Origin of the sequence: Bradyrhizobium sp. WSM1743 (genome assembly GCF_000473065.1) — a bacterium.
Lineage (GTDB): Bacteria > Pseudomonadota > Alphaproteobacteria > Rhizobiales > Xanthobacteraceae > Bradyrhizobium.
Window position 1 is genome coordinate 24097 of record NZ_AXAZ01000075.1, and the last position, 17981, is coordinate 42077.

The 17981-nt window shown below is 65.0% G+C and carries 14 protein-coding genes; 4 read left to right on the forward strand and 10 right to left on the reverse strand.

Features of this window, described 5'->3' with window-relative positions; genetic code table 11:
* Positions 1–58: 58 nt before the first annotated feature.
* From YU9_RS0131820 to YU9_RS0131850, 7 genes are all read right to left on the reverse strand, one after another.
* Complete coding sequence (locus YU9_RS0131820) at positions 59–1507, reverse strand: aldehyde dehydrogenase family protein (protein ID WP_027576421.1); 1449 nt, start codon at positions 1505–1507, stop codon at positions 59–61.
* 76 nt (positions 1508–1583) lie between these two features.
* Positions 1584–2942 carry a glucarate dehydratase gene (gudD, locus tag YU9_RS0131825; RefSeq protein ID WP_027576422.1) on the reverse strand — a complete coding sequence of 453 codons (1359 nt, stop codon included), beginning with the start codon at positions 2940–2942 and terminating at the stop codon, positions 1584–1586.
* A 26-nt stretch (positions 2943–2968) separates the two neighbouring features.
* On the reverse strand, positions 2969–3913 hold the full coding sequence (gene kdgD, locus YU9_RS0131830) for a 5-dehydro-4-deoxyglucarate dehydratase (protein WP_027576423.1): 945 nt from the start codon (positions 3911–3913) through the stop codon (positions 2969–2971).
* 123 nt (positions 3914–4036) lie between these two features.
* On the reverse strand, positions 4037–4942 hold the full coding sequence (locus tag YU9_RS0131835; RefSeq protein WP_027576424.1) for a LysR substrate-binding domain-containing protein: 906 nt from the start codon (positions 4940–4942) through the stop codon (positions 4037–4039).
* 122 nt (positions 4943–5064) lie between these two features.
* Positions 5065–6417 (reverse strand): MFS transporter, encoded by a 1353-nt coding sequence (locus tag YU9_RS0131840; RefSeq protein WP_027576425.1) that lies wholly within the window; start codon positions 6415–6417, stop codon positions 5065–5067.
* Positions 6418–6762: 345 nt separating this feature from the next.
* Positions 6763–8712, reverse strand: coding sequence for a hypothetical protein (locus YU9_RS0131845; RefSeq protein ID WP_027576426.1), 1950 nt, complete (start codon positions 8710–8712; stop codon positions 6763–6765).
* Between the two features lie 84 nt (positions 8713–8796).
* Positions 8797–9879: a YbhN family protein gene (locus tag YU9_RS0131850; protein ID WP_027576427.1), complete on the reverse strand. Its 1083-nt coding sequence runs from the start codon at positions 9877–9879 to the stop codon at positions 8797–8799.
* A 408-nt stretch (positions 9880–10287) separates the two neighbouring features.
* Here YU9_RS0131850 and YU9_RS0131855 point away from each other — a divergent pair, with 408 nt between their 5' ends.
* Complete coding sequence (locus tag YU9_RS0131855; RefSeq protein WP_027576428.1) at positions 10288–10794, forward strand: ferritin-like domain-containing protein; 507 nt, start codon at positions 10288–10290, stop codon at positions 10792–10794.
* A 180-nt stretch (positions 10795–10974) separates the two neighbouring features.
* Here the strand turns inward: YU9_RS0131855 and YU9_RS43060 are convergent, their stop codons facing one another.
* The gene (locus YU9_RS43060) at positions 10975–12183 is read right to left on the reverse strand and encodes an MFS transporter (protein ID WP_245266602.1); all 1209 of its coding nucleotides are present in this window, start codon (positions 12181–12183) and stop codon (positions 10975–10977) included.
* A 160-nt stretch (positions 12184–12343) separates the two neighbouring features.
* Between YU9_RS43060 and YU9_RS0131865 the strand changes: the two genes are divergently transcribed.
* Complete coding sequence (locus YU9_RS0131865; RefSeq protein ID WP_027576429.1) at positions 12344–14743, forward strand: EAL domain-containing protein; 2400 nt, start codon at positions 12344–12346, stop codon at positions 14741–14743.
* Between the two features lie 62 nt (positions 14744–14805).
* Here the strand turns inward: YU9_RS0131865 and YU9_RS0131870 are convergent, their stop codons facing one another.
* Positions 14806–15240, reverse strand: a complete 435-nt coding sequence (locus tag YU9_RS0131870; RefSeq protein WP_027576430.1) for a hypothetical protein — start codon at positions 15238–15240, stop codon at positions 14806–14808.
* A 56-nt stretch (positions 15241–15296) separates the two neighbouring features.
* Here YU9_RS0131870 and YU9_RS0131875 point away from each other — a divergent pair, with 56 nt between their 5' ends.
* On the forward strand, positions 15297–15887 hold the full coding sequence (locus YU9_RS0131875) for a hypothetical protein (protein ID WP_371259228.1): 591 nt from the start codon (positions 15297–15299) through the stop codon (positions 15885–15887).
* A gap of 8 nt (positions 15888–15895) precedes the next feature.
* On the opposite strand, the gene YU9_RS0131880 is transcribed toward YU9_RS0131875, so the two are convergent.
* On the reverse strand, positions 15896–17239 hold the full coding sequence (locus tag YU9_RS0131880) for a PLP-dependent aminotransferase family protein (RefSeq protein ID WP_027576432.1): 1344 nt from the start codon (positions 17237–17239) through the stop codon (positions 15896–15898).
* 235 nt (positions 17240–17474) lie between these two features.
* Between YU9_RS0131880 and YU9_RS0131885 the strand changes: the two genes are divergently transcribed.
* Positions 17475–17663: a DUF1127 domain-containing protein gene (locus YU9_RS0131885; RefSeq protein ID WP_245266603.1), complete on the forward strand. Its 189-nt coding sequence runs from the start codon at positions 17475–17477 to the stop codon at positions 17661–17663.
* Positions 17664–17981: the final 318 nt, after the last annotated feature.

The window sequence follows — 17981 nt, forward strand, 5'->3', positions numbered from 1 at the left end:
CCGCGGAAGCAGAAGAGGTGGGTTACGCTGCGCTAACCCACCCTACGATATCGGCCTATCAACCCGGATTGGTATAAGCCGTCTTCACCGTGGTGTAGAACTCGCGGGCATAGGAGCCCTGTTCGCGGGCGCCGTAGCTCGAGCCCTTCCGGCCGCCGAACGGCACGTGATAGTCGACGCCGGCGGTCGGCAGATTGACCATCACCATGCCGGACTCGCTGTTGCGCTTGTAGTGCGAGGCGTATTTCAGGCTGGTGGTGCAGATGCCGGAGGCGAGGCCGAACTCGGTGTCGTTGGAGATCGCCAGCGCTTCTTCGTAGTTCTTGGCACGAATGACCGCGGCGACGGGGCCAAAAATCTCCTCGCGCGCGATGCGCATGTTGTTGTTGGCCTCGGTGAACAGCGCCGGTTGCAGGTAGTGGCCGGGGTTCTCGCGCTTGAGCAACTCGCCGCCGAAGGCGAGCTTGGCGCCCTCGTCCTGACCGATCTTGATGTAGCGCAGGTCCTGGTCGAGCTGGTTCTGGTCGACCACCGGGCCGATATGTACGCCGGCCTTGAGCGCGTCGTCCACCGACAGGCCCTTCAGGCGCTCGGCCATCGCTGCGACGAAGCGGTCGTGGATGCCTTCGGTGACGATGAGGCGGGAGGAGGCGGTGCAGCGCTGGCCGGTCGAGAAATAGGCGCCGTTGACGGCGACCTCGACCGCGGTCTTCAGGTCTGCGTCGTCGAGCACGACCAGCGGATTCTTGCCGCCCATCTCGAGCTGGAATTTCTTCATGGGGTTCGAGAGCACGCAAGCCTGCGCGATCTTGCGGCCCGTCTGCACCGAGCCGGTGAAGGAGATCGCGGCCACATCGGGGTGCTCGAGCAGGGTCTGGCCGACCACCGAGCCGGAGCCGACCACGAGGTTGAACACGCCGGCGGGAATGCCGGAACGGGTGATGATCTCGGCGAGCGCATGTCCGGAGCCCGGCACCAGCTCGGCCGGCTTGAACACTACGGTGTTGCCGTAGCAGAGCGCGGGCGCGATTTTCCAGGCCGGGATCGCGATCGGGAAATTCCAGGGCGTGATCATGCCGACGACGCCGACCGGCTCGCGCGTGAGCTCGACGTCGAGGCCGGGACGGACGGAGGCGCCCTTCTCGCCGATCAGGCGCAGCGCTTCGCCGGCGAAGAACGCGAAGATCTGGCCGGCACGTGCGACCTCGCCGATGCCTTCGGGGAGCGTCTTGCCTTCCTCGCGGGCGAGCAGGCGGCCGAGCTCTTCCTTGCGGGAGAGGATTTCGAGCGAAATCTTGTTGAGCGCGTCATAGCGCTCCTGCGGCGTCGAGCGCGCCCAGGCGGGGAATGCGGCCTTGGCGGCGGCGATTGCCTTCTCGGTCTGCGCCTTGTCGGCCTTGGCGTATTCACCAACGAGGTCATTGGTGTTGGAGGGATTGATGTTCTTCGTGACGCCAGAGCCGTCGACCCATTCGCCGCCGATGAAGTTCTTCAGGATCGCAGTCATCTCATTCCTCCATGTTCAAGGGGCATGATCCTGATCGGAAAACCGGTGTCGACTTTCCGGATCATGCCTTAGTTTCTTAGCGAACGAGGCAGGGACGCTTGTCGTCAAAGGTCCAGCCGGGGATCAGGTCCTGCATGGCCATAGCGTCATCCCGGGCGCCAAGTCCATGCTTCTTGTAGAGTTCATGCGCGGCCTCGATGGCGGCGCGGTCGATCTCGATGCCGAGGCCCGGACGATCCGGGACGGCGATCTTGCCGCCCCTGATCTCGAGCGGCTCTTTCGTCAGGGCCTGGCCATCCTGCCAGATCCAGTGGGTGTCGATCGCGGTCACCTTGCCGGGGGCGGCTGCTCCGACATGGGTGAACATGGCCAGCGAAATGTCGAAATGGTTGTTGGAGTGCGAGCCCCAGGTCAGGCCGTTGTCGCGGCAGGTCTGGGCGACGCGCACCGATCCCTGCATGGTCCAGAAATGGGGATCGGCCAGCGGAATGTCCACCGCCCCCAGGCGCAGCGCATGGGAGAGCTGGCGCCAGTCGGTCGCGATCATGTTGGTTGCGGTCGGCAGGCCCGTGGCGCGGCGGAACTCGGCCATGATCTCGCGGCCGGAGAAGCCGGCCTCGGCGCCGCAGGGGTCCTCGGCGTAAGCGAGAATGCCGTGCATGCCCTTGCAGAGGCTGATCGCCTCGTCGAGCGACCAGGCGCCGTTCGGGTCCAGCGTGACCCGTGCCTTGGGGAAGCGCTTTGCGATGGCGGTGACGGCCTCGATCTCCTGCTCGCCGCGGAGCACGCCGCCCTTGAGCTTGAAATCGGCAAAGCCGTAATGGTCGTGGGTGGCTTCCGCGAGCCGCACCACGGTCTCCGGCGTCATCGCCTCCTGGTGGCGGAGATTGAACCATTCCGCCTTGCCGGTCTCGCCGGTGACGTAGTCGAGCTTGCTCTTGCGCCGGTCGCCGACGAAGAAGAGATAGCCGAGCGTCTCGACGCTGCCCCGCTGCTGGCCTTCGCCGAGCAGGGCGGCGACCGGCAGTTTGAGATGCTGGCCGAGCAGATCGAGGAGGGCGGATTCGATCGCGGTGACCGCGTGGATCATCACCCGCAGGTCAAAGGTCTGCTTGCCGCGGCCCCCAGCATCACGGTCGGCAAAGGCGGTCCTGATATCGGCGAGGATGTTGTTCATCGCGCCGACGGTCTTGCCGATCACGAGATCGCGCGCGTCCTGCAGGGTCTGCCAGATCTTCTGGCCGCCCGGCACCTCGCCGACGCCAGTATGACCGGCATTGTCGGTGAGGATGACGATGTTGCGGGTGAAGAACGGCGCATGCGCGCCGCTGAGGTTGAGGAGCATGCTGTCGCGGCCCGCAACCGGGATCACCTGCATTGCCGTGATAACAGGTGCGCCAGCGACTGACGCGCCGGAAATCTCAGTCGGGGCCATCGCACGCTCCTCCCTGTTGGCGGTCCTTATTCTGCAGCCTGTTGTGACGATCGGATGGCGGACAGCTTCTTTACCAGCGCGGTCAGCTCGGCGATCTCCTGCTCGGTGAGGTCGGTCAGCGGCGGACGGACCGGGCCGGAATCGCGGCCGATCACCTTCATGCCGGCCTTGATGATCGAGACCGCATAACCTTTCCTGCGGTTGCGGATCGCGATCAGCGGCAGGATGAAATCCTTCAACCCGGCGTGGATCGCCGCATGGTCACGCTTGCGCACGGCGGCGTAGAAGTTGGTGGCGAATTCCGGCACGAAGTTGAACACGGCCGAGGAATAGGTCGTCACGCCCATGTCGAGATAGGGCAGCGCGAAGGTCTCCGCGGTCGGCAGGCCGCCGACATAGGTCAGGCGATCGCCGAGCTTGGTGTACACTCGGGTCATCAGCTCGATATCGCCGATGCCGTCCTTGTAGCCGACGAGGTTCGGGCAGCGCTCGGCAAGGCGCGCCAGCGTGTCGGGCTGCAGGATGGCGTTGTCGCGGTTATAGACGATGACGCCGATCTTCACGGAGGCGCAGACCGCCTCGACATGGGCGGCAAGGCCTTTCTGCTCGGAATGGGTGAGGTAGGGCGGCAGCAGCAGCAGGCCGTCGGCGCCGGCCTTTTCCGCACCGATCGCGATCTCGCGGGCGATTGCGGTGCCATAACCGGTACCGGCAAGCACGGGCACGCGGCCCTTGGTCTCGTCGACGGCAACCTTCACGACCTGCGGAACCTCGGTCGGGGTCAACGAGAAGAACTCGCCGGTGCCGCCGGCGGCGAACAGGCCGGCGACGTCGTAGCCGCACAGCCAGTCCATGTTGGCGCGGTAGGTCGCCTCGTCGAAGGAGTAGTCCGCCCTGAACGGCGTGACGGGGAAGGACAGGAGGCCCGATCCGATCTTCTGGGCCATCTCCTGCGGGGTCATCTTGCTCACGGGCACTGCTCCCTTCGTGCGTGTTGTGGAGGACGCAAGCCTGCGCGTCCATGCGCCGTGGTTTAGGAGACCGTTCGATGCGCGTCCAAGCCAAAGCCTATATCGACCGATGCGGATTGAGCATCAATCCTCCGTCAGCTCCGCGGAGGACAATTCGCCGGCGATTTTGACCAGCGCCGACAGCAGCGGATTCTCGTCCTCGCGCCGCCACACCATGAACAGCTCGACGGGAACGCGGGTGCGCAGCTTCAGCGGGCGCAGCCGCACGTCGGAGATCTTCAGGCTCGCGGCCGCCGCCGGCACGATGGCAAGGCCGAGGCCGGCGCGCACCATGGCGAGAATGGAGTGGATCTGGCTGAGATGCTGTACGTAGCGCGGCAGCACGTCGGCGCGGGTAAAGAGGGCCACCAAGAGATCGTGGAAGTAGCGGCTCTCATAGGGCGAATACATCACGAAGGGCTGGTCGTCGAAATCCTTGATGGTGATGCTGTCGGCATTGGCGAGCGGATGCTTCTTCGGGATCGCGGCGAGCAGGGGCTCGGCGACCACGCGGCGGCTGGTCAGCTCGGGCCGCGCGATCGGCGGCCTGAGCAGGCCGGCGTCGATCTGGCCGGAGGTCAGCGCCTCGAACTGGTCGCCCGACACCATCTCCTTCAGCGAGAAGTCCACCTCCGGCAGCTTGGCGCGGCAGGCGGCGACGAGCTCGGGCAGGAAGCCGTAGGCGGCGGCCGCGGTGAAGCCGATCTTGAGCGAGCCGGTCTTGCCGAGCGCGATGCGGCGGGCGACCTGCGAGGCACTTTCGGCAAGCTTGAGAATGCGCCGCGCCTCCGGCAGGAAGCTGCGTCCCGCTGGCGTCAGGCGCACCGAGCGGCTGGTGCGCTCCAAGAGCGGCGCGTCGATGATGTGCTCGAGCACCTGGATCTGCCGGGACAGCGGCGGCTGGGTCATGTTGAGCCGCGCGGCGGCGCGCCCGAAATGCAATTCCTCCGCCACCGTGACGAAACAGCGGAGCTGGTTGAGGTCGAACATCGATGCATGCCTTAGATGAATAAGGCGTTTCCCCGGCACTTCTAGCATCGATCACCCCCAAAACAAAGACGGCGGCCGTGAAGCCGCCGTTGAGTTGCCTGGTCAAGCTCCCATGGGAGCCCTCAGGAGGAACGTTTCAGCGTCACCCGCTCGATCTTGCCGACGATCACGAGATAGGCGAAGGCGGCCACCAGCGCGTTAAGGCCGACGAATACCAGCGCGCCGTTGAACGAGCCGGTCGCGGCCAGGATGTAGCCGATCACGATCGGGGTGGTGATCGAGGAGAGATTGCCGAAGGTGTTGAACAGGCCGCCGAAGACGCCGCCGGCTTCCTTCGGCGAGGTGTCGGAGACCACCGCCCACCCGAGCGCGCCGATGCCCTTGCCGAAGAAGGCGAGCGCCATGAAGCCGACCACCATCGCCTGTCCATCGACATAGTTGCAGGCGATGATCGACATCGACAGCAGCATGCCGCCGACGATCGGGATCTTGCGCGCCGTCGTCAGCGAGCCGGTCCGGCGCAGGATCGCATCGGAGATGATGCCGCCGAGCACGCCGCCGATGAAGCCGCACAGCGCGGGCAGCGTCGCCACGAAGCCGGCTTGCAGGATCGACAGTCCGCGCTCCTTGACGAGATAGACCGGAAACGAGGTCAGGAAGAAATAGGTCAACGTGTTGATGCAGTACTGGCCGAGATAGACGCCGAGCATCATGCGATTGGAGAGCAGCTGGCGGATGTGATCCCAGCCGGAGCCGGCCTCGGGCGCACGCCCACGCAGCAGATCGTCCTTGGGCGCGTCGAGATCGACGAGTGCGCCGCCTTTCTTGATGTAGTCGAACTCCGCCTCGTTGATCGAGGGATGCTCCTTCGGGCCGTAGATGGTCTTGAGCCAGACGAGACCCATGCCGATGCCGAGCGCACCCATCACGAAGAACACGAAGCGCCAGCCGTACGCGTGCGCGATCCAGCCCATCAGCGGCGCGAAGATCACGGTGGCGAAATACTGGCCCGAATTGAAGAACGCCGATGCGGTGCCGCGCTCGTTGCCCGGAAACCAGGCCGCGACGATGCGGGCATTCGCTGGGAAGGAGGGCGCCTCCGCAATGCCGACAAGGAGACGAAGCGCGAACAGCACGACGACGGCAGCGCCGGCGCTGAGAAAGCCGACCCAGCCCTGCATCAGCGTGAACAGCGACCAGATGATGATGCTGAAGGCATAGACGAGGCGCGAGCCGTAGCGGTCGAGCAGCCAGCCGCCCGGCACCTGCGCCACGACATAGGACCAGCCGAAGGCCGAGAAGATCCAGCCCATGGCGACGGGATCGAGATGCAGCTCCTTGGAAAGCGCGGGACCCGCGATCGAGAGCGTGGCGCGGTCGGCATAATTCACGGTGGTGACCAGGAACAACATGGTCACGATGAACAGCCTGACGCGAGACCTCCTCACGTCCGCTGCGGACACCACTGCGCTCATCACGCGCCTCCTTAGAACTCGAACATTTCCTCAAGGCGACTCCTAGAGGCGCGCGCGGCGAAGTGTCCAAGTTGAAGGGAGTATCGATCGATGCCGTTTTTGGATTGATGGGACGGCAGGTGAAGGGAACGATCGTGAGGGTGGGCGAGACGCTAACCCCAAGCTCGTCATTGCGAGCGCAGCGACGCAATCCAGAATCTTTCCGTAAAGGACTCTGGATTGCGTCGCTGCGCTCGCAATGACGGTGTGGCGGGCAGCGCGTAGCCCGCATGAGCGTAGCGATATGCGGGGACAGTGATTCCGGATGTCGCTGCGCTCATCCGGGCTACGGCGCCGTCGCGTGGCCTACTGCTGCGCGCTCGGCAGCAGCTGCGGCAGAAATCCGCGCGTCACGTTCGGCGGCACCGCATCGAGCCCGAGCACGGCGCTCGCGGCCGGCAGCGCCGCATCCGCCATCGCGGCATGCCCCTCGGCACTTGGATGCACCGCGCCGCCATAGACGGCGGAGAGCACGCCCCAGGTCGCGTCGTGAATGTCGGTCGGCTGGCTCGCCGCCGGCAAGCCTTGCGGATAGGTCATCGCAGCAAAATAGCTGTCATTGGCATCGCGGATCCAGCGCGCGCGGGGCAGGTAGGCGCGATATTCCGAGGCGCCGCGTCCGCACAGCATCGGCTGGCTCGCCGCGCTGACGATATCAGGGTTGAAGCTTTGGCCGTTCTCGGCAAAGCAGCTGCGGTCGAATTCGGGATCGTTACCCGAATGGGCGCAGAAGCCGTGATCGGCGAACGCGGCCTGGTGCGCGTCGACGAAGGTCATGCGGTCGGCCTCGGGATCGCGGCAGAGCGCGCCGCGGGTGCAGGTGGCGAGCCCCTTCAGCTGCGGCAGGAATTCGGTGTCGACGAAGGTGGAGACGCGGGCAAGGCGTTGCGGATCGGCGTTGAAGGACGGATGGATATCGAAGCCGGCACGGCCGCCGCGGCAGGGCACGCCACCGTCGGCGAGCGCAGGATTGGCGTAGGAGACATAGACCACATGCGAGAGGTCGCCGCCGACGAGCGGCTTCAGCGCCTCGCGCAGCTTGACGAAGTTCTGCGGCAGCTCGCGCTGGAGCGCATCGCGGGAATCATCGACGCTCGCCATCACGCCGGAGCGGCGGAACAGCGTCCGCTCGGTCGCGGTCTCGACGATGACGTCGGCGACGAGGCCTGAGAAGTAGACGTCGTTGGCGCCGATTGACAGCAGCACGAGGTCGAGCGTGCGGTCGGGCTGGCGTTTCTTCGCCGCGGTGAGCGCCTCGCGCAGCTCGCCGACCTGGGCGGTCACGCTGGTGTTGCAGACGCCGGTCTTGCCGGGCGGGCATTCGCGGGCCCGCTGTGAGCCGAGCAGCCCGTCGCCGATGCTGGCGCCGGTGCAGGCGAGCGGCAGGTAGGTCACGGCGATATGGGTGTAGCGCACCGCGAGCGCCAGCGCGGTGCGCGTCTGGTAGCTGTACAGCGAGCGATGGCAGGGCGCGTTGAACCAGAGCGCGCTGTAGCGTTGCCAGTTGGCGAGTGTATCCGGCGCCTCGCAGGCGCGGCCGCCCTTGAAGCCGTGGCGGCTCGGCCGGTAATACTGCGCGCCGGCAGTGCCGAGATAGGAGCGGAAGCAAAATCCTTCGTCCGCCAGTGCCAGCGGCCGGTCCGGATTGCCTTCGCCGGAAGCGATGCTGTCCCCGAGTCCGGCGATGAAGATGTCGCGCACCTGGATCTCGGTCTGAACGCGCTGGGTCGGATCGGCGCCGGCGGAGACGTCGACGGTCGCAACCGTCTGCTTGCCATAGCGGACGCGCAAATTGATCGGCTCGGCGCAGTCGAAGGTCGAGGCTTGCGGTCCGTCGCCGTCATCGAACGACCAGGCGCAGGTGGCGCCGACCGGCACCGCGCCGGTCAGGCGTACCGTCACCGGATGGTCGATCGGTGTAATGTAGTTCTCTTTGACGTTGTCGCGGGTGCAGGGCTGGTTGACCCGGCCCTGGAGATCGATGCACAGGCGGTTGACCATGTTGCGGGCCCAGCCGCGGCCCTCGCTCTGGAGCTCCAGCGATTGTTCGGCGGCAAGGATGCTGCGGTTACGCGCGTTCTCGACATGGAGCAGGAAGTCGCGCTCCTCACGGAACAGCCGGAAGCGGTTGCGCACCTCCCAACTAATCTGCAGGGCGCCGTCCTGCGCGGCAGCGGGCTTGGCTGGAAAGGACGTCAACAGCGCGACAAGCAGCAGGGTGCCTGCGGAGAAGGATTTAAGCGATGATCGGAACATGGCCCGGCTCTTCAACGGCAAAGTTGAGGCGGAAATAAGAGAGCATTGCTCCGCCGCCCGAAACCTTTGTCTGGGCCAGCCGCCCTAGCGCTTACTGGCCTGCCGCAGCAACCGCTCGCGCTCCATCGGCGTCACCTCTTTGGGCAGGTTGGCCTGCGCGCAAGCCTCCGCCAGCCGCCGCCGCTCCTGCCAGGGCTCGACCACGTTCATCCAGAGCTCGCGCGCGCCCATGATGGAGATGGCAAGGGCGAACGGGATCACGAAATAGAGAAGACGGAACACCAGCAGCGTCGCCAGCAGCTGTTCGCGGCCGAATTCCGGCAGCGCCACCAGCATGGCGGCATCGAACACGCCAATCGAGCCGGGCGCGTGGCTGGCAAAGCCGATCAAGGTCGCCAGAATGAACACGACGGCGAGCGACATGAAGTCGATCGGCGGGTTGGCCGGCATCAGGAGGTACATGGCCGTGGCGCAGAAGCCGAGATCGACCACGCCGATCAGGATCTGCACCAATGTCAGCGGTGCCGATGGCAGCACCACCTTCCAGCCTTTCTGGCCGAGCTCGCGCCGCTTCTCGCCCATGCAGAGCCAGACCAGATATGCGCCGATCGAGGCGAGGCCGCCGAGCGCGATCAGACGGTTGAGCGATGCGGGCAGCTGGTCCATCGCGGAGGCGGCATCCGGGTGGATGGCCATGCCGATCGAGAGCACGAAGATGTTACCGAGCCAGAAGGTCAGGCCCGACAGGAAGCAGATCTTCGCGACGTCGATCGCGTTCAGCCCGTAGTCCGAATAGATCCGGAAACGGATCGCACCGCCGGTAAAGACGGTGGCGCCGATGTTGTGGCCGATCGAATAGGACGTGAAGCTGGAGAGCGCCGCGATGCGATAGGGAACGTGCTTCTTGCCGATCGTTCGCAGTGCAAAAAAGTCGTAGAAGGTCAGCGTACAGAACGCAAAGAAGACGCAGATTGCCGCCAGCCCGATACTGCCGCGGGGAATCTCGGTCAATGCGGTCAGGATGACCCCGGTATCGATGCCCTTGAGGGTCCGCACCAGCGTTGTGATCGCGAAGGCGATGATGAAGACGCTCGCGGCAATTCCGAGCCGTCGCCAGCCGATCCATCTCTTGAAGCCGCGTTTCAGCGCGGGCAGCAGTCCGTGCATTCATCCTCCCGGCGGGGGGCAAGACCGATCCAGCCAGGCATTGGCCAATCGGGTACGATGACGGCCAAAGGGCAGGCGTCGATCGCTAGGGCATGATCCAGCTCATTTAAGGCAAAAACAGCGGCTTGTGCAGCCCTTGACAACAATAGGTTCTGCGTTGGACCGGCCACCTTTGTCATACGCGGTTCACATCGGATGCACGTTAAGCATATGAGTCGTGAAACCGGCTTCGCTCGCGCGCTTGGTGTGCCGCCGTCCGCATTGTTCCAGCGCAAGCGGTCATCGGCCTTTTTGGAACGTCGATGCCGCGTGCTCGTTAGGCTCGATCAGCAATCGAACATGGCGGAATATGCGGCTTTTCGTGCAGGCCGGCGCCTCCGTGTTCCCAAAATCGAGAGGACCGGAACGATGGGACTGTTCACAAAGGACATCAAGACCATGAACGACCTGTTCGTGCATCAGCTCCAGGACATCTATTATGCGGAGCAGCAGCTCACCAAGGCGCTGCCGAAGATGGCAAGCAGGGCCACCGATCCGCAGCTGAAACAGGGCTTTTTGACGCACCTTGAGGAAACCAATCAGCACATCACGCGGCTCGAGGAAGTCTTCAAGATGCACGGCGTCGCCGTGAAGGCGGTCGATTGCCCGGCCATCGACGGCATCATCGAGGAAGCCGACGAGACCGCCGGCGAGGTTGCCGACAAGGCGGTGCTCGATGCGGCCCTGATCAATGCGGCGCAGGCCGCCGAGCATTACGAGATCGTGCGCTACGGCAGCCTGATCGCCTGGGCCAAGCAGCTCGGCCGCAACGATTGCGCGGCGGTGCTCGCCAAGACGCTCGAGGAAGAAAAGGCGACCGACAAGAAGCTGACGGCGCTTGCGGAGAGCAAGGTGAATCTGCGCGCGGCGAGCTGAGGCGCATGTACCGGGGCGATATCGAGAACGCCGCGCCGTCAGCGCGGCGTTCGACGGTCAGCGGTCCGAATATTTGAGGCCGAAGCCGAGCGCGATCACGGCAAAGGCCGCGATCATCACGGCGAAGACAAGGCTCGCAAGACGCGGGTTTGCCAGCGTCGAGAATCACGCCGATGCCGATCACACGCAGGCGTTGCCGAGAAAGCCGCAGATGAAATAGGCCGAGACGACTTCCGCGCGACGATCCTCCGGCGCGATCTGGTTCACCACCTGCAGGCTGCCGCGATAACCCAGTCCCACCGCGACGCCGCACAGCGCGGTTGCCGCGATCATCAGCGCCATCGAGGCTTGAAATTGTCCGGCGACGATCAATGCCAAGCTCGGCAGCATGAGGCCGAGGGAGCAGAGCATGGCCGTGCGGCTCGAGAGCGAGCGCGTCAGCGCGATGACGATGGCCACCACTGCGGCGAGTTCAAGGAAAACTGCCCCTGCGATGGCGTGGCTGGTCTCGTGCAGCTCGTTGGCGAGCACGCTCGGCACCAGCGCGGCAAAGAACGCCACCAGCGCCATCGCGCCGAAGCCCGTCACCGCCGGCGCGACGAATGCGGCGCGAATGGCGGGAGGTACCGCCGCGCGCGGACGGACCGAAATCCGCATCAGCGCATCGAGTGGTCGCGGAACCGTCTCGCTGGCAAAGGCAAGAAGGATGGCAGTGAGCAGGAGCGCCGCCAGATAGACGATGAAGGGCATCCGCAGCGGATGTGGCGCGTAGTCGGCGAGCAGCCCCGCGATCAGCGCGCCGATACCGAGGCCCGCGAAATTTGCAGCCGTCGCAACGACAGTGGCGCGGGATTTGTCAGTCTCTGCGATCAGCTCCGAAAGCCAGGCCGTGCCAGTTGCGGCGCCGGTGCCGATCGCTAGCCCGCTCAGCACGCGGCCGACATAGAGCGCGGCGATGCCGTGCGCGAACAGGAACACCAGTGCGCCGATGATGGCGATGACCATTGCGGTTAGGGCTGTCCGGCGGCGGCCGATCTGGTCGGAGATGCGCCCGAATATCAGCAGCGCAGCCAGATTGCCGATCACATAGGCCGCGTAGATGAGCGTCAGCGTGATCTGCGAGAAGCCGAACTGTCGCTCGTAGATCACATAGAGCGGCGTCACCACGGTGCTGCCTGCGAACAGCACGCCGATCAGACCGGCGACGATTGCAAGAGTCGTCGGCTTGCCGAACTCCGACCTGCTGTGTGAGGCAGTAGAGTAGTGCTTCGTTGCCATACCTAACCCCTGGATGTAGGTCCCGGCAGCCAACTCGAAGCAACCATGCACGTTCCTTGTGCAGCCGGCGCGGCTGACATGCGCGCGCGGCAAGGTTGATTGGAATGGCATGGCTCCTCCGGCGTTGAAAAAAGGGGAGCGAACGCTTTTTGACCCGCAACGATCGGTTGATTTTGGAAGCTCCTGTTCACCATCCGGAACGGCACTCATCCTCCGTTACTCAAAATCCACCACTTCCCCGCACTGCTGATGGCAGGCTTGGGGAATGCTCATGTATCAGGTCCTTTACTGTCTGACTGACGAACATGACTGGCGGTTGGTCGCGCTTGGCGGCGCGGTGTGCCTGCTCGCCAGCACAGCCGCGATCAGCCTGTTTCACCGGGCGCGCGCAACGCAAGGATCGGGCCGCCTAGTATGGTTAGCGCTCGACGCAGTCGTTGCCGGCTGCGGCATTTGGGCGACGCATTTCATCGCCATGCTGGCGTACGGGCCAGGCGCGGCCGGCGCCTATAACGTGCCGGTGACGCTGCTATCGCTGATCTTCGCCATCGCCGTCACGTTTGTCGGCTTGAGTGTTGCGGTCTCGGCCATCCAACCCAGCCTCGTCGCCCTCGGCGGGGCGATTGTCGGAGGCGGGGTGGCGGCGATGCACTATACCGGCATGATGGCCCTCGAGATCCCTGCGCGCGTCAGCTGGGCCGCCGGCACCGTGGCCGTGTCGATCCTGCTTGGGCTGGTCTTCGGTGCACTCGCACTCCATGTCGCTGGACGGCGCGACAGCTTGTCCGGCGCGCTCGGCGCCGCGGTGCTGCTGACGGTAGCCATCGTCTCGCATCATTTCACCGCTATGGGCGCCGTGCAGTTGACGCCAGATCCGACATTGGCGATCAGTGGACTCTCGATCCCTCCCACATCGCTGTCGGTTTTGACCGCGAGTGCTGCAGTTGCGATCATCGTGATCGCATTGATCGCCGCGCTGCTCGACCGTCGCGCCAAGGGCGAATTGGGCCGCCAGCAGATCGTATTGGACAGCGCGCTCGAGAATATGTCGCAGGGGCTTTGCATGTTCGACGCGGACGGCAAGATCATCCTGTTCAACGAGCGCTATGCCGCGATGCTCGGTCGTACCGACATCCTGCTCACCGGCCGGCTACTGGTCGACGTGCTCAGGGAAGAGCAGGCCAAAGGCCAGTGGCAGGGCGACGCCGATGAATTCTTCGCGCGCCTCATCGCCGACGCAGGCGAGGGCCGCACCACGACCGACCTCGTCAACCGGTTCGGCCGCTCCATCCGGGTCGTCAACCAGCCGATGCAGGGCGGCGGCTGGGTGGCCACCTTCGAGGACATCACCGAATGGCTGGAGGCGCAGGCCAAGATCTCGCACATGGCCCGCCATGATGCGCTGACCGGCCTGCCGAACCGAGTGCTGTTCCACGAAGAGCTGGAGCAGGGGCTGCGTCGGACCAAGTCGGGCGACCAGCTTGCTGTGCTTTGTCTCGATCTCGATCACTTCAAGGACATCAACGACTCGCTCGGCCATCCCATCGGCGATGCGCTGCTCAAGGAGGTTGGCCGCAGGTTGAAGGCGACCGTCGGCGAGAACGACACCGTGGCGCGGCTCGGTGGCGACGAGTTCGCGGTGGTCCAGATCGGACGTTCCGATGAGACCGCTGCGAGGTCCCTTGCCGGACGCCTCGTCGAGGTGATCTCGGCGCCTTACGAGATCGATGACCATCAGATCGTGATCGGCGTCTCGATCGGCATCTCACTGTCGCCGCAGGACGGCAGCAATCCGGACGAGCTGTTGAAGAACGCCGATCTTGCGCTCTACCGCGCCAAGGCGGACGGCCGCGGCACGTATCGCTTCTTCGAGACCGGCATGGATGCGCGCGCTCAAGCACGGCGCCTGTTGGAAATGGATCTGCGCGCGGCGCTGCAGCGTGACGAGTTTCAGGTCTACTATCAGCCGATTCGTGACGTCGCCAGCGGTCGCGTCGTTGCCTTCGAGGCGCTGTTGCGCTGGAACCATCCGCAGCGCGGGCTGATCGCACCGATCAGCTTCATTCGGCTCGCCGAGGAGACCGGGCTCATCGTTCCGCTCGGTGAGTTTGTGCTGCGCTCCGCCTGCACCGACGCAGCCACCTGGCCCGACGACGTCGACGTCGCCGTCAATTTGTCGCCGGTGCAGTTCAAGAGTCCGATCCTGATCGCGTCGGTGACCGAAGCGTTGGCCGCCTCGGGACTTGAGGCGCACCGCCTCGAGCTCGAGATCACCGAATCCGTGCTGCTCCAGAACAGCGAAGCGACGTTGACCACGCTCCACGAGTTGCGTGCCATGGGTGTGCGGATCTCGCTCGACGATTTCGGCACCGGCTATTCGTCGCTGAGCTATCTGCGCAGCTTCCCCTTCGACAAGATCAAGATCGACCGCTCGTTCGTGTCGGAGCTGACGACGCGCGAGGATTCCATGGCGATTATCCGTGCGGTGACCGGCCTCGGTCGCAGCCTCGGCATCGTCACCACTGCGGAAGGCGTGGAGAACGATGCGCAGCTCGAGCTGCTCCGGCGCGAGGGCTGCACCCAGGCGCAGGGCTATCTGTTCAGCAAGCCGCGGCCGGCGTCCGACGTGGCGATGATGCTGGACCGGCCGCGGCTGCGCGCGTCGGCCTGAAGGACGCTATTATTTGAGCATGGTCTAATCGGAAAACCGCTTCGCACTTTTCCGGATCATGCTCAGCCGCGGCGCAGCGCGAAATGCGCGCCGCAGAACGCCATCACGGCGCCGAGGCACAGGGCGGCGAGCCCGGCCAGCACGCCCGAGACGGTCGGAATCGGGCTCGGCGCCGAGGCCGCTTGGCCCGCGCCGGCAAGCAGGAGCACGCCGACCGCGATCAGGAACTGCCGCATCCGCTGCGGGATCTGTCCGGAGACGGCGCTCTGCATCAAGCTCGCCGTGAAATAGCCGCCGGAGAAGCCGACCGTCGCAATCAGCCACCAGGCAATCGCCGCGCCGGCCGGAATGAACTCATGCGGGTCGGAGCGCCAGAGGCCACCGAGGTCAAGACCGTAGCGCGCGCCCAGCATATGCACCGCGAGCGCCAGCAGCACGCCGGAGATCATTGCGGCGCCGAGAATCAGGCGGCGCGGAAAATAGGTCGTCTCAGCCATGCCTCGCTTGTAGGATGGGCGAGGGCGATCGCGCAAGCCGATCGCGAACGGGATCAATGATCGATATGCGGGGAGCTGAAGCTGGTTCGGCCACGAGCTACGCCTACAAGGCCTCGCTGATCGGCTCGGCGCATCGCTTCGAGCTGACCGAGGAGGGACTGTCCTGGCACATCGGCGGACGCTCCTCGCTGTGGCGCTACGACGAGATCTCGGCGATCCGGCTGTCGTTCCGCCCCGTATCGATGCAGCAGCACCGCTTTCGCGCCGATGTCAGCCGCGCTGGCGGCGGCCGCATCGCGATCCTGTCGACGAGCTGGCAGACCGCGGCTCTGATGGCGCCGCAGGACAACGGCTTTCGCGATTTTCTCATCGAACTGCATGCGCGGATGGCGAAAGCGGGCAGCCGCGCCGAATTGACCGCAGGCCTCGGCCGCAAGACCTATGCGGCGGTGCTGGCATTGCTCGCGCTGCTGACGGTGGCAATGGCGGGGCTGTTGATCCGCGCGCTTCTGATCGGCGAATTCGCCGGCGTGCTGTTCATCCTCGGCTTTGCCGCGCTGTTCGCCTGGCAGGTCGGTGGGTTCGTCCGGCGCAACCAGCCGCGGAGCTACAGCTTCGATCAATTGCCCCGGTCCTTGCTGCCATAGACCGAGCGCTACTCCGTCGAGTCGAAATCCTCTTCCTTGGTGCCGAGCAGCGAGACGATCGTGCGCAGGCCGGAATCGAGCTGCTCGGCCGAGGGCGGGGCGAGCGCGAGCCGCACCGCGTTCGGTGCATGACCATGCGCGATCGCGAAGGTCGAGGACGGCGTCAGCGCGATGCCGCGCCTTGCGGCTGCGGCGACGAAAGTTTGCGAGCGCCAGTGCGGCGGCAGCGTCAGCCAGAGATGATAGGAGCGCGGATCGGCGGCGAGCTGGTAGCCGGCCAAGAGCCTCGCGGCGGTCTGCTGGCGGCGCGCCGCGTCGATGCGCTTCAGGCGCGTCAGCTCGGCGACGGTGCCGTCGGCCATCAGCCGCTGTCCGGCTGCCAGCGCGTGGCCGGAGGCGATCCAGCCACCGGTGCGGACCGCGCTCATCACGCTTTCGCGTAAGTGGGGCGGTGCGACGAGGATGCCGAGCGCAAGGCCCGGCGCGACCTTCTTGGACAGGCTGTCGATCACGATACAGCGGTCGGGCCCGAGTGCGGCCAGCGGCGTGTCGTCGGCAAGGAAGCCGTAGACGGCGTCCTCGATGATGGTGAGATCCAGCTTCTCGGCAACGCGCATGATGTCGGCGCGCCGCGCCGCGTTCATGGTGACGCCGAGCGGATTCTGGATGATGGGCTGCAGGTACAGCGCCGACAAATGGGCCTCGCGATGCGCCTTCTGGATGGCGTCGGGACGCGCGCCGAATTCGTCCATCGGAATCGGGACCAGCGTCACACCGAGCCGCGCGGCGATGCTCTTGACGTAAGGATAGGTCAGCGCCTCGACACCGCAGCGACCACCAGTCGGAACGAGCGCCGCAAGCGCGGCCGCGAGCGATTGCTTGCCGTTGGCGGTGAAGAAGATCTGCTCGGCCTGAGGCGCAAAATCCTTGCGCGCGAGATAGCCGGCGGCCGCTACGCGCGCACTCTTGGTGCCGGTGCTGGTCGACACGCGCAGCGCGGATTCGAGCGCGTCGATGCGCTCGAGCCCCGCAAGGCTCTTGGCGATCATCGCCCATTGCTGCGGCAATAGCGGATAATTGACCTCGAGATTGATGCGCGCGTCGGCCGGCTCGCTGATCGTCTCGACGTCACGCCTGACGTCGCCGGAGATGAAGGTGCCGCGCCCGACCTCGCCGACCACGAGCCCGCGACGGAGCAATTCCGTATAAACCCGGCTCGCGGTCGAGACCGCAATGCCGCGGTCATAGGCAAAATTGCGCTGCGGCGGCAGCCGGTCGCCGGGCCTTAACGTGCCGTTAGTGATATCGGCCGCAATGGCATCGGCAAGCTTCACGTACTCGAACTTGGACATTATTGCACCGAGAGCAATGTTTTGCTTGCTCCGAGCAGTGTACTGGAGCATTTAGGTTCCATCAAGGTCCGCGATTGAGCCGAGGGGAGCGAGAGCAATCCGACGGCAAATGAGGTGCAGGCGCCCACAAGCGTCCGCGCCAACGGCATCTGCTTCGCCGCGCGGGACGACAGGCCGGAGAAGAAGAATGACCACGATCTCGCAAACTGCCGGGCGGAGTTCACGCCCATCCTCAATGAGCGGATTTTTCAGCGCGCTCGCCCATGGCGCTTCGGCGCTGTTCAACCGCCTCGAGCGCCGCTCCGCCGTCAAGACGCTGAACGAACTCGACGACCGCGCCCTGCGCGACATCGGCATCACGCGCAGCCAGATCGAGGACGCGGTGTATGGGCAGTTCAAGACCGAGCTGTCGCGCTATTTGTGAGTTCATTCGGCTGCGATCGTTCCTCATGTGTCCCGGACGCGCTGCAGCGTCCTTACGCTGCCGCGCAGAGCCGGGACCCATATGTGGACGGCCCCCTGCTGGCAAGAGGCGGAATGCTGGTTGTGATCGAAGCGATTGCGGCCATATGTCCGGTCTTTGATGCGGTCGCACATGACCGCTGCCAAGATGGGGTACACAGCACGAGTTCCAAACAGGAAGGCGGTGTCGAGCACCATAGGGTCCCGCGGAGTTTTGCCTCGTGTCTATGATCGATCGATCAGGTCCATCTTCCGTTCTCGAGCAAGCTTCGGCCTGCGG